We start from the raw sequence: 15,006 nt of genomic DNA on the forward strand, positions 1-15,006 counted from the left end.
GAATGATTTATTATATTTTTTAAATTATCTTTACTGTTTAAGCCGCCTTATCGCAGTAATGCTAAAAACTAACTTGCAGGCAATAAATTCCATTTTAATGAAGGTTACTTTTTACATCCCATTAAGGAAATATTATTTCTCAATTTAATTATTGTTACTATATTGAGGCTCTTTTAATTTTAAATTAAGGTTATAGTAAAAATTCTACACCACCTATTAATGAGACTTATAATTGTATGCTTTTTTGTGGCGTTAATGGCCTGCTTATGCAATAATTTATATGGACAGGAAAAGTCAGCCGGCATACAAGGTAAAGTGTTAATTAATAGTCAATTGCCTGCAGAGTCATCCACTGTTATTTTATTAAATTACAACGATTCTTCAATCGTAAAATCTACGCTGGTAAATAAAGAAGGTCTTTATAAATTCTCCAACCTTGAGCCAGGTGATTACCTGTTAATGGTAACTAAAGTAGGGTACAGTAATGCATATTCCAGGCAGTACAAGCTCATTGCAGACCAAATAATTACTGCCGATGATGTTATAATCAGTCCTGCAACCCAACAGCTAAAAGAAGTTTCTGTAACAGCCAGTAGACCCCCGGTTGAAGTTCAGCCCGGTAAAATTATATTGAATATACAGAGCAGCATAATTGCCACTGGTTCGTCTGCACTTGATATATTAAGGCAATCGCCAGGGGTACGTGTTGATAATAACAATAGTATTAATATTATAGGGAGGCAAAATGCGCTCATTACTATTAATGGGAAACCCACTAATTTAACGGGCGAAGATTTGGCTACTATTTTAAGAAGCATTCCCGCAAGTACTATTGATCGTATTGAACTGATAACTGCCGGATCTGTAAAATATGATGCGTCATCAGGTGGTATTATTAATATAGTAACCAAAAAGGGAAACAATTATGGCGAAAACGTTACGGTAAGCGCCAGTGCTGGATATGGTAGATACTACAAGGCTTCAACTGGAATTGTTTTTAATGACCGTACTGATAAATTTAACATTTTTGGCAATTATAATTTTAGCAGTAACAAAACCTTTCATGATTTCAGCAATGACCGTATTATTGATTTTGATAACCTTCAAAGTGAATATAATGTAGCTTATAGTAGTGTTCAAACTAATAATAATAACTCATTTGGTTTTGGTACAGATTATTATGTATCCAAAAATAACACTATTGGCTTTTTAGTGAGCGGATCATTTGTAGGGGTTGATTTGACAAAAAATGATAACTTAAAAATATATAACCAGGCAGTATTTGATTCCACCATTACAGCCATGTCTGATGTTAGCAGGAATATCAGAAGGTTAAATTATAATGTAAATTACAACGGCAAACTGGGAAGTGGAGGGCAAACACTTACTGCTAATTTTGACTATAATACTTATAACCGTTCCTCTACAGAACATGTTACCAATAACTTTTATAATACCGATGGAAGTAAGTATAGCGATTCACTGCAACAACGAATTTTATCGCCCTCAAATATTCATATCTGGCTTTCAAAAATTGACTTTACCGATCCCCTTTCAAAAACTTCAAAGCTGGAAGCAGGCATAAAATATAGCAATGTAACCAGCAATAATGATTTGCTTTTTTACCGCCAGACGGGTAACGGTCCGTATATAGAGGATGCGTCATTTACCAATCATTTCATGTATACTGAAAATGTAAATGCTGCTTATATTAATTATGAAAACAATATTGATAAATTGAGCATTGATGCAGGTTTGAGGGTAGAACAAACTATTTCAAAAGGAAACTCTGTTACTTTAAACCAAACGGTTGACAATAAGTATACCGATCTTTTTCCTCATGTGCTGTTGTCTTATACTATTACTGATAAAAAGGAAATCAGCCTGAGTTTTAACCGGGGCATAACACGGCCCGGATATGAATTGCTTAATCCATTTTTATATTATGTTGATCTGTACGATTATCATTCAGGTAATCCTTATCTAAAGCCTGAGTATTCAAACTCCATTGAACTATCTTATACCTACAATAAAACTATTGTGGCTACTTTATATTCAAACGTTATAAGCGATGCTTATGAGCTTAATTTTTATGAGCAGAACGATACTTCAAAAGTGAATATTAATACCAATAGAAACTTTGGAAGAATTGAAAATTTTGGCATACGGTTTTTTGCACCGGTAACGTTCACAACCTGGTGGAATGCCAATTTTAACCTTGATGCAGCTTATCAGCGTTATATATCTTATCCGCAAAATGGTTATTTAAATAAAGGGACACAGGATGTTGTTTTAAAAACTACACAGTATTTTATTATAGGTAATGATTTTACAGCAGAACTTTCCGGCCGCTATGAAACGCCCAGCTATTATGGGTTAAATCAATATAAATCATACTATAATGTAGATGCTGGTATAAGTAAGAAATTGTTTAATAAAAACGGAAGTATAAGATTTGCAATGGTTGATATATTTAATACCATTCGAGACAGGAGCCGTACCAATTATGAGAACCTGAATATGACAGGGGTTGATAAGAGGGAATCGCAAATTGCTACACTCACCTTTACCTATCGTTTTGGTAAAATGTTAAAGTCAATTAGCCATCATACCGGGAATGAAGAGGAGGTGCGCAGAACCAACTCTACCAATTAATAGGTTTTAACCAGCGTGCCCATTTAGTAAGCTGATGAAAATGATCAACAAAACCAGTATGCTGATTGCAACGTACAGGTAATCTTTTTCCATAGCAAAGCCTATTGCAGAAAATACCACCCTCAAAACAGGTGTGGCAATTAAAAGAATAATACCCAATTGGATGATGGCTTGCCCCCTTAACGTAAAAGCCCCATAAATTAAACTGCCCGGATGCTGAACAAAATCTGGTATGCCGGTAAATACCTTATAATTGGCAATGGTTTGTCCGTGTCTGTACAGGTAAAATGCTCCGCCAATAAAAACTATGCTAACAGATATGATAGTGCCAATCCGCAGCACGTGTCCAATAAGTCCCTGTATATCTGTATCTTTAAATTTCGCCATAGTTCAATTATATTTTTCCTGTAACTCCATTATAAATCATCTGTCCGGCTAAAAAAGTAACCACAATGGCAAATGTCCACCTTAACCAACGTGATGAACTTGTATGTACCAATATTTTTGAGCCTGTAAATGCACCAAATAATACCCCTATAACCACCGGCATGGATAAGCCCGGACTAATGTATCCCCGCTGTAAGTAAACCACCGCACTTGCCGATGCTGTTACCCCGATCATAAAATTGCTGGTAGTAGTTGAAACCTTGAATGGTATACGCATTATAGTATCCATGGCAATCACCTTTAATGCACCCGATCCGATTCCCAGCAAGCCCGATATTACGCCAGCAAACAACATCATGAAAAAGCCGCCGCCTACTTTACTTACACCATACTCAACGGTGCCGTTTGCGGTAGGATAGCTGCTATTCAGCTTCAGTTTTTCGGCCAGGTAGCTTTTGTGCTGTACAATGTGTTCTGCTTTTTTTCGGAGTGATAATAGAGCCGAAGCGGTAAGGATCACCCCAAACAAAATGGCAATATAATGCGTAGGGATATAAACGGCCAGTACAGCACCGCACATGGCACCCAGGGTAGTGGCAATTTCCAAAAACATCCCTAAACGCATATTGGTAATGCCCTCTTTAACATAAGCCGCTGCAGAGCCCGATGATGTGGCTATAACCGACACCAGCGATGCCCCGATGGCGTAATGGATATCAACCTTAAGCAATATAGTTAATAGCGGGATAATGACTACACCACCCCCCAAACCTGTTAACGAACCCAATAAACCTGCAAAATAGGAGCCTATTAATATAATAATGGTGAATACGAGTATCGTCATTGGGCTGATTTGCTAACGCGGTAAAAGTAATAATAACTTTTTTCAGGTACTTACTTTAATGTTTATCTATGGATTTAGTTGAGAATAACACCATTCTTTTAAAGAAGGAAACCGATAACATAAAGTTTTAAGATTACAGACTATTAAGGAAAAATAATTACTTTCAAGCCGTAATAAAAACCTTATGGCTAAAAAAATTTACTTATTTATTATTCTCCTTTTTCCCTTATTTCTAAAGGCTCAAAATAAACTACCTAACAATATTTTTCTGCACAAACTTCCTAACGGACTTGATGTATTGGTTGTTGAAGATAACAGTGTTCCGCTGGCAACAATAACAATGACATTTAAAACCGGAGGGTTTATTGAGTCAGAAAAATTTGCCGGACTTACCGGAATATATCAGGAAATGCTTTTGAAGGGTAATAAAGATTATTCGAATGAACAAGATTTGCATTATCATGCAGGTGCATTAGGAATATTAAATATGGATTACCAAACAACTGAAGAGTATTCAAAAAACTATTTTACATTACCTAAATCAAACCTTCAAGCCGGATTAAAGTTTATGAATTCGATGATCCGCTTTGCTAAATTTAGCTCTGATGAATTTGTAAAAGAGAAAGAAGCAAATGATAATCAATTAAAACAAAAAGAATCATATCCTGCATTTGCATTAACTGTAGCTATGATTCATCATTTATGGGGAAATCTTTATAACCGGAAATTAGGCATAGGAAATCATCAAAACATACAGCATGCAACTCTTGCATTGATGGATTCTATAAGAAATAAATATTATTACCCTAACAATGCCATTCTGATAATTGGCGGCGATGTTGCTCATGAAGCTGTATTTAAATCGGTAGAGAATATTTATGGCGATTGGAAAGCAAGCAGTTTTGATCCTTTTAAAAAATGGCCGATTCCTGAATTTGCGCCCCTTGCTAAAACCGATTATTTTATTGTTGAGTCACCCCTTGCCACTGTACCATTAATAAGGGTTGACTGGCACGGACCTGATACACGAAACGATATAAGCTCAACTTACTGTGCCGACGTGTTTTCTTATATCGTAAATCAAAAATCATCAAAATTAAACAATGCGCTGGTACAATCGGGATTAGCACTGGCAACAAATTTGGGGTATTTAACGCTTAAATACGTTGGCCCAATTAATCTGACAATAAACCCTTATCCATCAAAAGTAAAAGAATGCGTTGAAGAACTTAAAAAGCAAATTGATTTAATGGGAGAGGATGATTATATAACGGATGAACAAATAGAAACGGCAAAAAGAATGCTGGAAATAACAAAGACCCGCGAAGAAGAAATAACATCTGTTTATGTAAATTCATTATCCTTCTGGTGGGCATCTGCATCCCTTAATTATTTTGCCACATACAATGAAAACTTAAAAAAAGTAACACGGGCCGATCTTAAAAAATACATAAATAAGTATATCAGAAATAAGCCTTATTGCGCAGGCTTGCTTATAAATCCGGAGTTAAATGAACAAATTAATGCAACATCATTTTTTACACCTAACAATTAATATACGAACCATGAAAAAAATAATTTTCACTTTAATTATTTCCTGTGTTTGTATTTCAATAGCAAATGCGCAGTCAGAAACACAATCATTTGCTGCCGATGGGATTAAAGTTATTTTTAAACCAACCACAAAGAATGTAGTTAATGTAATGGTGTTTTTTAGAGGAGGAGTAACTAATTATCCGGCAAATAAAGCCGGAATTGAGATGCTTGCCCTTGAAGCAACAGAACAATGCGGTACCAAAAAATATCCGGCAACAGCATTCAGGGATACATCTGATAAATATGGGGTATTGATGTACGGAGCATCAGGCCGCGATTATGGTTTTATACAAATGAATTGCATTTCTAAATATTTTGAAAAAGGTTGGGATTTATTTTCAGATGCAATAATGAATCCTGTTTTTGAAGCTAGTGAAGTGAATTTATTAAAAGGCAAGGCACTGGCAGCTAACAGAAATCGTCTTTCTAATCCTGATAACCATTTATTTGAATTAGAGATGCAAAATGCGTTCAAGAATACACCATATGCCGTTGATCCTGGCGGAAATGAACAAACAATAAGAGACTTATCAGCTACAGACCTGGCTGATTATTATAAAACATTATTAAGTAAAAATAGAATATTTATAGTGGTAGTTGGCAACGTTAGTAAGCAGGATATTTTTGAAAAGATCTTATTGGCTTTTGGCAATATCCCCTCAAAGCCGTACACTGAAGTTGAAATGAAAACGCCTGTTTTTAATGATAATAAGTTACTTGCAGAAAAACGCAATACTAAACTTAATTATATTGGGGCAATAGTGAATTCTCCCCAATTTACAGATGTAAATTATGTGCCTTTCCGGTTAGGTATTTCTGCTCTTGGCGGAAGCCTTTATGCTGCTTTATCCACACAATCTAATTTGGTTTACACTAGCAGCGCAAGTGCCTTGCAATTAAAAATGCCCATTGCTATGATGGCCGCAAGTTCAACACATGTTCAGGAAACTATGTTAGTTATGATGAGGAAGCTAAAGGAGATTCAGGCTAATGGGGCTGATGGTGAATGGCTTCAGCATATCAAAAATAGTTATCTTACTCAAAGCTATATTAATAGTCAAAGTGCCGCCAGTATAGCTGTAGGGCTTGGCCAGGCAGAAGTACTGGGTAACTGGCAATATGCTGATGATCTTACAAAATTGGTAGATATGGCCACCGCCGAGCAAATTAGCAGTGCGTTAAATTTTTATATAACAGGGTTAAGATGGACATACCTCGGCAATACCGATGTATTTGAAGATTTTAAACCACCTGTTTACTAAATTTCGGCATAACCGGCAGGCTTGTAATTTAACTTTTATACTTTTGGCGAAAGTTTTATTATTTGCTAATGGGTTACCCAAGTTTACAAGCCTGCATTACTGATCTGGAAAAACACGGACATTTGGTCCGCATAAAAGAAGAGGTTGACCCTTATCTGCAAATGGCCGCAATTCACTTGCGCGTGTTTGAAAATGAAGGTCCTGCTATACTTTTCGAAAATGTAAAGGGCAGTAAGTTCCCGGCAGTATCAAACCTGTTTGGTACGCTCGATAGGTCGAGGTTTATTTTTAGGGATACGTTAGATAAGATCAAAACACTGGTCGACATTAAATCCGATCCTATAAAAGCTATTAAGCATCCTTTTAAGTATGCTAATGTAGCCATGACGGCTTTATCGGCCCTGCCGATGAAAACCGGGAAAAGTGCGCCCATAAACTTTGCCAAATGTCAGATCAGTGATATACCGCAGATAGTAAACTGGCCAAAAGACGGTGGTCCCTTTGTGACCATGCCGCAGGTGTATACCGAAGATGCCGATAAACCCGGCATTATGAATGCCAATTTGGGTATGTACCGTATCCAGTTAGCCGGTAATGATTATATTCTGAATAAAGAAATAGGCTTGCATTACCAGTTGCACCGTGGTATCGGTGTTCATCAGGCTAAAGCAAATGCAAAAGGACTACCCTTAAAAGTAAGCATATTTGTTGGTGGCCCGCCATCACACCCGGTAGCTGCGGTGATGCCGCTGCCTGAGGGACTTTCAGAAATGACCTTTGCCGGGGCATTAGGTAACCGCCGTTTCCGTTATTTTTATGATGATGAGGGCTTTTGTATTTCTGCTGATGCTGACTTTGTGATCACCGGAACCGTAATGCCGCATGATAATAAACCCGAGGGCCCTTTTGGCGATCATTTAGGATATTACAGCCTGGTACACCCGTTTCCGTTACTAAAAGTGCATAATGTTTATCACCGTAAGGATGCCATTTGGTCGTTTACGGTAGTAGGCAGGCCACCACAGGAAGATACCAGCTTTGGCGCCCTCATCCACGAGATTACCGGATCGGCCATACCAAAGGAAATTCCAGGTCTTCATGCTGTAAATGCGGTTGATGCTGCCGGGGTTCACCCTTTGCTGTTTGCTATTGGCAGCGAACGTTATACGCCTTATATTAAGGAACGCGAACCACAGGAGATCTTAACCATTGCCAATCATATATTCGGTAAAAGTCAGCTAAGCCTTGCCAAATACCTGTTTATTGCTGCTAAAGAAGATGATGCCAAACTGAATGTAAATGACATTGGCGGTTTCTTAAAACACATGCTGCAACGGATTGACCTCGGCAGAGATTTACACTTCTACACCAAAACCACCATTGATACGCTTGATTATAGCGGTAGCTCGCTAAACTCGGGCAGTAAAGTAGCCATTGCAGCAGCCGGAGATATAAAGCGTGAACTTTGGACCGAATTACCATCAACCTTTGATTTGCCTCGCCCGTTTGAAAAGTATAAAATGGCTATACCTGGCGTACTGGCTGTTGAAGTACCTAAAAACATCAAGAGCAGCGATATCCCTTTAATAATGGAAATATTACAGGAGCATTTGGAAAACGCCGAACTGGATGGCTTACCGCTAATAGTTTTGTGTGATGATGCCGATTTTACTGCGCAAAATACCAATAATTTGGTATGGGTAACCTTTACCCGCAGCAATCCATCGCACGATATTTATGGAATAAACAGCTTTACCGAGCATAAACATTGGGGCTGTAAAGGTCCGCTGATTATTGATGCGCGCATTAAACCGCACCATGCACCGGTATTGATAAAAGACCCCGAAGTAGAAAAGCTGGTAGACAAGATGGGAGAGCCGGGCGGTGCCCTGTACGGAATTATTTAAATTAAAATTATTGATATATAGCTTGTTATGGTATTTGTAATATAATGTGACTGTATTGCTTAATGTTATGAGCAGAAGTTGATATATTTAGTGCTTATACATGCAACCGACTTATTACATTGAAATTTATATTGTTTAAGAAGAAATTATTTCTTTTTATCTTGTTTCTCGCCTTTTCTGTTAAATCATTTAGTCAGCAGTTTTATGCTTGTGATTCAAATGGCAAGCTCGCTTTAATTACGTTAACCAATAGCGGCCCTCAGTATCAATATTTACAAGGCTGTGGTACGTACTTTTCAATAGCTATATCCGGCAATAAGCTGTATTATATTGATTCTTACGCTAATCTTTTTTCGGCTGATATTACAACGGGTGCAACCCCCACAATTACCAATTGTACACTCATTACAACCGGTATTGCCGGCGATGCCCTTACTGTTGACACCAAGGGATTGTTATATTACGTTAATGGTTATCAGCTTTATTCAGTTAACCCCAATAGCCCCAATCCAACATCTCAATACTTAGGCACAATGCCCTATAGTGCTGCGGGCGATGTAGCATTTTATAATAACCAATTGTATATGGCTGCTCCCGAAGGTATCGTTACCGTAAATTTAAGTAACCCGGCTTTAAGCACCCTATCTATTCCTATGTATAATGTAGACGTTTTTGGCTTGGCAAATGTTTTGGTAAACGGGGTCAAAACATTATACGCATTAGATGTAAATCAGCAAGCAAACTCAACCAGTATTATTCAGCTCGATATGCAAAATATGACTCAGGTGGGTTCAGTAGGAACTGTACCATTTGTAATTTATGATGCAGGAAGCGCTACAGAAGCGGGTGTGGTGCAAAGAATCAATATTGTTAACTTTACTACTACCCAGGAGTGTAACGCATATAACCAGGCAAGCGTTGCTATAGTTTGCTCACCCGGTACCAATCAATACACATTTACGCTTGGTAATGGCCAGAGCAATACTACCGGAACCTTTGATAATTTGCCACCAGGTACTTATAATCTTACCATCAAATCAAACGGGCCGGAAATACCAACAGATACAGCTTTTGTTATACCGGATTATACGGTTAATAGCCCGGCAATTACCGAAACTCAAATAAATCCTGTATGTAATAATAGCGGTCAGATTAAGCTTGATGTGGGGGCTTCTGACGCATTGTACAGCATAGCGTTTCAAAATAGTGTTTATGGCTTCGACCATATCTTTACAGGTTTAAGTACAGGGACTTATAGTTTTACTATTCTAAATAAAAGTGGTTGTATAATTGACCAGAAATCCTACTATCTGCCACAAGATCCATGTGTTTCTGTTGTGATTGATAGTATTAATGTTACCAGGGAATGTAACGCATTGAATAAGGGGCAGGTTAAAATTGTGTGCGAACCCAATACCGATCAGTTTACATTTACCCTAGGTAATGGCCAATCCAATACAACGGGTATTTTTGATAATCTTTTGCCGGGTACCTATCAGCTTAATGTTACATCAAACGGAGGGCAATTCCCTACCAATACAACCTTTATAGTGCCCGATTTTAGCTTGAGTGACCCAATCATAAATGCAACACTCAATGAACCGATATGCAATTTAACCGGTACTATTAAGCTTGATGCAGGAAGCGCAGATGCTGCATACCGTATACAATACAACAATAATACCTTTGGTTTTGATAATAGTTTTACCGGGCTTACTGCAGGCACCTATCACTTTACTATTGTTAACACAGCCGGTTGCATTATTGAGGAAAAGGATTATGTGCTAACGCAAAATGTTTGCCCCCCAATAACCATTGGCAATATTGATGTAGCCCCCGAGTGCACTGTTTACGGACAAGCCAGCATAACAATAACAACGCAACCTCATCCTGATCAGTACACTTATACATTAAATAATGTGAGCGATACTACCGGTGTTTTTGATTTTGTGCCTCCTGGTACTTATAATCTGGTTATTACTTCATCTGGCGGAGACAAGTTAGAACAGCAGGTAATAGTGCCCGACTATACGCTTGATAAACCAGATATTGCCCTTACTATTAAAAGTGCAGAATGTGAATTACCAGGCAGCGTAAAAATTTCTGCCAATGGCGATAGTAAAGGTGCGGCAACTATTAAACACGGTACTGATGTTTTTCCTTTTAATTCAACTATTAATAATTTGAAACCTGGCATTAATTATTTTAATATATTTAACGGGCAAGGTTGTATTATTGATACACTTGCCGTCAATATTCCGCATGATGAGTGTTTTATTGTAAGCTTCCCAAATGCTTTCACACCAAATGGCGATGGTATAAATGACGTTTTTAGGGCGAATCAAAATAGTAATCCCATAGTTTTTAAGCTTTTCGTTTATGATCGCTGGGGCAGTTTGGTATTTCAATCAAAAAGTGTTTTTGATGGCTGGGACGGAACCGTTAATAATAACCCCGCACCATTTGGCGTGTATTATTACGTAGCATCCTTTACCATGCCCGATAACAAGAGCAGTACAAAAAGCGGATATGTAACACTTATAAGGTAGTTGCTAAACAACATATTTACATTATTCTACTCGAAAATAAAATACATTTGCAGGTAATTGCGGTTAGCCATAAAAGGCTTTCAGCCGCATTGATTGTATGACTAAACGTATTAATTTTTTAGCGCTTTGCTTTTTAACGTTCATTTTTTTTGCCTGCAAAAAGCCACAGCCTGTTCCGCATTATACTATATCAAAAGTTTTTAAAACAGATACCCTTACTACTGTTGATGTTCACATTAACCACAGGATGACCGCACAGCAACTATTGCTGATAGCCGGCAAAGTGAAAACCGACAGTGCCAAAATTGAGCACCTGGCTATCCATTACCTGTTGCCCGGCAATACTGATTTTAGCGCAGGCGATAACAGCTATTACGCAGCCGCTAAGTTTATTAAAGAAAGCGATGTAAAACCAACCGATACTTTAAAGGACGATAACGGCAACGTATTCAGGGTGAAGATTTATGGATTGGATAGCGCAAAAGTGAAAATACTACTGAGCCTTCAGCCTAAAGAAATTACCAATAAGAATGTGCTGGGCAGGTTTATTGATGATTATAATCATACGGTAATTATTCCCTTTACCGATCCGCTGGATGAAAAGAATGACCTCTATATTATTGAGCTCGATTCTACCGCCAAAATAGTATCTGCCACCATGCCGCAAAAGGTAAATGATGGTTTTGAAAAATGGCTGGTAAGCCCCAATGGCGATTACATCACCCTAAAAGATAGTGTGCTTACCCAATATGCTGCCGATGGTTTGGGCGTGCCGTTTAACAGTATAAAATCAGGAAGGTAAAAAATCTCTCCCCCATGTCATTGCGAGGTACGAAGCAATCTATAAGCTATGCAAATCAATGGCGAAGGATTTCTGTTCAATAAAGAGAATACCGTTCCGTTGATTGTCCTTTGTAGAGGTTGCTTCGTACCTCGCAATGACGCTTGGTAATTTTTACGATTCCCTCTTACTTCAACTCATCCAATACCCCAAACATCTTCTCCTTAATAGCGTGACTCGATCCGTTGAAGTTGTTTACCATGATGGAGAAACATAGCTCCCTGCCCTTATATGTTTGATAACCGGCATAAGTGAGCACATTAATAATGCTGCCGCTTTTCATTTTCATGTTGTTGTAGGTGGGCAAGCTCTCGTAAAAATCAACGAACCAATCTGTCCCTTTTGCTGATTTCAGGATGGTGGCCATGGTTAAGGTAGTTACCCTGTCGGTAGGGGATAGACCACTGCCATCAACAATGTTTAGTGAGTGTGGGTCAATACCCCGGGCTTTCCAAAAATCCTGCTCTACTTGTACGCCGTTGGTGGTTGAGGGTTGTTTACCTGCTTTCCAGGCTATGGTTTTTAATAATTGCTCGGCATACAGGTTAATGCTTTTCTGGTTGAGCCAGTAAATAATCTGGCTTAAACGTGGCGATGGTATGCTGGTTAAATTAGTGGCTATCTGTGGTGTTTGCAGGCCCTTAGCCGCTAATGTTCCGGTTGATTCGGGTTCATTGCTTACCAAAATACCTAATCGTTTCAGGGTATCGGTAAGATGGTAGGCGGCATCATAAGCCGGATCGGGGAGGGCCGCTGCTATGCTTTTTTTAGTTTGATCAATGGCATAGGTACCCCGCAGGTACATGGTTTTACCGCCTATGGGTAAAAAGGCATAAGCATTGTCGCCGGTACCTGATGGCGCATTGGTCAGCTCGCTTTTAAAGTTCAGGTAGGGCACATTGGGCACGGTACGCGTTACACTTACCGGACTATCAACCCCACCGGTATGCAGCTTAATATCAAACTGGTTTTCGCGCCAGCAAAGTCCCGATGTTCCTGCGCCGTAGTAATTGCCTACATCCATCCAGATCCACCCCTCAGGAATTGACTGCGAACCAAATATGCTGTCATCGCCAATAACCCTGCCGTTTACCTTTTTTATGCCTGCTTTTTGCAGGGCAGTAACCATCAGGCTAAGGATATGATCCTCGTGCATGCTTTCATAGCGCCAGCTGCCCAGGGTAGGGTCGCCGGCACCTTTAATAATGATATCACCGTTAAGGGTACCATCGGCAGTAATAATACCTGTGTAGCCAAACTGGGTTTGGTATTGAAAATCCTTCCCTAATAAATTGAAGGCCGTAATAGTAGTAACTGTTTTTAAGGTTGATGCCGTAGCCAGACCCATATTAGGATTGGCGGAAAACACCGTTTCACCCGTTTTAGCATCCAGCACGGTTAATGATACCGAGGCATAACGGCACTGTGTATCGCTTTGCAGACGGTTAAATGCCGATTGCAGGTTTTGCTGTAAGGATTGCCCCGAAGCATCGACCCCTAAAAAAAATAAACTAACTAAGCAGATCTGCCTGATCTTCATTTGTTGAATTACGTTGCGTAAAATAATAAATAGGGATACCAATCAATACAATAATTAAGCCTGGCCATGTAAAGTTTGGCTTATAGATAATCAATAAGATACAAAAAACAACCCCCATAATCATATAAATAGCTGGCAATACAGGGTATCCGAATGCTTTATAGGGCCTTTCGGCATTGGGGCGCTTAACGCGGAGTATGTAAATGCCTAAAATGGTTAATACATAAAATATCACCACTACAAAAGATATCATGTCCAGCAAATCGCCATATCTGCCGCTCAGGCAAAGAATAGAAGCTACTACGGCTTGTATCCACAAACCAAATTCGGGTACGGCAAACTTGTTTAAAGTGCCGGTACGTTTAAAGAATAAACCATCTTTAGCCATGCTGTAGTAAACCCTTGCACCTGCCATAATTAAACCATTGTTACAGCCAAAGGTGGAGATCATGATCATTACGGCGATAATATAAGTGCCTAAATCACCGAATATTACATGTGATGCAGCCACGGCAACACGGTCTTTATCGGCAGTGGCAATATCATGCATTGATAGTACGCCTGTATACATCACATTGGCCGAAACATAAATAATGGTAACTATCAATGTACCAAAAAATAAGCTTAGGCCGATGTTACGCTTCGGGTTGCTCATTTCGCCTGCAATAAAGGTTACATTGTTCCAGGCATCACTGCTAAAAATAGAACCCACCATAGCGGCAGCAATTGCACCCATAGCAGCAGCAAGCGTATAACTTCCGAAAGAACCATCGGCATTGAGCTTGTGCATACTCCAGGCATTTGTCCAGTTGGCATGCCATACATCGCCCTTAAGGGCAAAAAAACCAAATATAATCAACCCGAATAAACTGAGTAGTTTGGTAATGGTAAATATATTTTGGATGATTTTACCGCTTTTAACACCTTTGGTATTGATAAAAGTAAGCAGCACAATTACTACGATAGAAACCAGTTGCGCTGCGCTGATATTGACCAGGCTGCTGTGAAAAAGAATATTATCCTCGCTAAGCGGATGAAAAAGGTACGCAGCAAATTTAGAAAATGCCACCCCTACGGCAGCAATGGTGCCGGTTTGTATTACGGCAAAAAAGCTCCATCCGTATAAAAAAGCAATTAGTTTGTTGTAAGCTTCTTTAAGGTAGATGTACTGACCACCTGCTTTGGGGAACATGGCACTCAGCTCGCCATAGCTTACGGCTGCGGTAAGGGTCATAAAGCCGGTTATGAGCCAAACGGCTATGAGCCAGCCCGCCGAGCCCACATCGCGGGTAATATCGGCACTAACAATAAATATACCTGAGCCTATCATGGAGCCTGCTACCAGCATAGTGCCGTCAAGCAAACCCAGTTCGTGCTTCAATTTTGGTTGTTCCTGTTTCTCAGTCATCAATAGTGAGGTGTTTA

General features: G+C 39.1%; 10 protein-coding genes. 6 read left to right on the top strand and 4 right to left on the bottom strand.

Annotated elements, in window-relative coordinates; translation table 11 throughout:
• Positions 1–219: 219 nt before the first annotated feature.
• On the top strand, positions 220–2,655 hold the full coding sequence (locus JN11_RS00285) for a TonB-dependent receptor domain-containing protein (protein ID WP_144908501.1): 2,436 nt from the start codon (positions 220–222) through the stop codon (positions 2,653–2,655).
• 6 nt (positions 2,656–2,661) lie between these two features.
• Here JN11_RS00285 and JN11_RS00290 read toward each other — a convergent pair whose 3' ends face one another.
• Both JN11_RS00290 and JN11_RS00295 read right to left on the bottom strand, forming a co-directional pair.
• Positions 2,662–3,042: a DUF1634 domain-containing protein gene (locus JN11_RS00290; RefSeq protein ID WP_144908503.1), complete on the bottom strand. Its 381-nt coding sequence runs from the start codon at positions 3,040–3,042 to the stop codon at positions 2,662–2,664.
• Positions 3,043–3,049: 7 nt separating this feature from the next.
• Positions 3,050–3,886: a sulfite exporter TauE/SafE family protein gene (locus JN11_RS00295; RefSeq protein ID WP_144908504.1), complete on the bottom strand. Its 837-nt coding sequence runs from the start codon at positions 3,884–3,886 to the stop codon at positions 3,050–3,052.
• A gap of 184 nt (positions 3,887–4,070) precedes the next feature.
• On the opposite strand from JN11_RS00295, the gene JN11_RS00300 reads away from it, so the two are divergent.
• The 5 genes from JN11_RS00300 to JN11_RS00320 all read left to right on the top strand — a co-directional run bounded on the left by JN11_RS00300 (position 4,071) and on the right by JN11_RS00320 (position 12,002).
• A complete protein-coding gene (locus JN11_RS00300) occupies positions 4,071–5,441 on the top strand; it encodes a M16 family metallopeptidase (RefSeq protein ID WP_144908507.1) in 1,371 nt (456 codons plus the stop codon).
• Between the two features lie 10 nt (positions 5,442–5,451).
• Positions 5,452–6,744 carry a M16 family metallopeptidase gene (locus JN11_RS00305; protein WP_170227664.1) on the top strand — a complete coding sequence of 431 codons (1,293 nt, stop codon included), beginning with the start codon at positions 5,452–5,454 and terminating at the stop codon, positions 6,742–6,744.
• A 68-nt stretch (positions 6,745–6,812) separates the two neighbouring features.
• A complete protein-coding gene (locus JN11_RS00310; protein ID WP_144908511.1) occupies positions 6,813–8,651 on the top strand; it encodes a UbiD family decarboxylase in 1,839 nt (612 codons plus the stop codon).
• Positions 8,652–8,770: 119 nt separating this feature from the next.
• Positions 8,771–11,200: a T9SS type B sorting domain-containing protein gene (locus JN11_RS00315; protein ID WP_144908513.1), complete on the top strand. Its 2,430-nt coding sequence runs from the start codon at positions 8,771–8,773 to the stop codon at positions 11,198–11,200.
• A 97-nt stretch (positions 11,201–11,297) separates the two neighbouring features.
• Entirely contained in the window at positions 11,298–12,002 is a 705-nt protein-coding gene (locus JN11_RS00320; RefSeq protein ID WP_144908515.1) for a hypothetical protein, read from the top strand.
• 166 nt (positions 12,003–12,168) lie between these two features.
• Here JN11_RS00320 and dacB read toward each other — a convergent pair whose 3' ends face one another.
• Both dacB and JN11_RS00330 read right to left on the bottom strand, forming a co-directional pair.
• Complete coding sequence (gene dacB / locus JN11_RS00325) at positions 12,169–13,581, bottom strand: D-alanyl-D-alanine carboxypeptidase/D-alanyl-D-alanine endopeptidase (protein WP_144908517.1); 1,413 nt, start codon at positions 13,579–13,581, stop codon at positions 12,169–12,171.
• Entirely contained in the window at positions 13,553–14,989 is a 1,437-nt protein-coding gene (locus JN11_RS00330; RefSeq protein ID WP_144908519.1) for an APC family permease, read from the bottom strand. The genes dacB and JN11_RS00330 overlap by 29 nt, the downstream gene beginning before the upstream one ends.
• Between the last annotated feature and the right edge of the window lie 17 nt (positions 14,990–15,006).

The sequence above is a fragment of the Mucilaginibacter frigoritolerans genome (genome assembly GCF_007830615.1).
Lineage (GTDB): Bacteria > Bacteroidota > Bacteroidia > Sphingobacteriales > Sphingobacteriaceae > Mucilaginibacter > Mucilaginibacter frigoritolerans.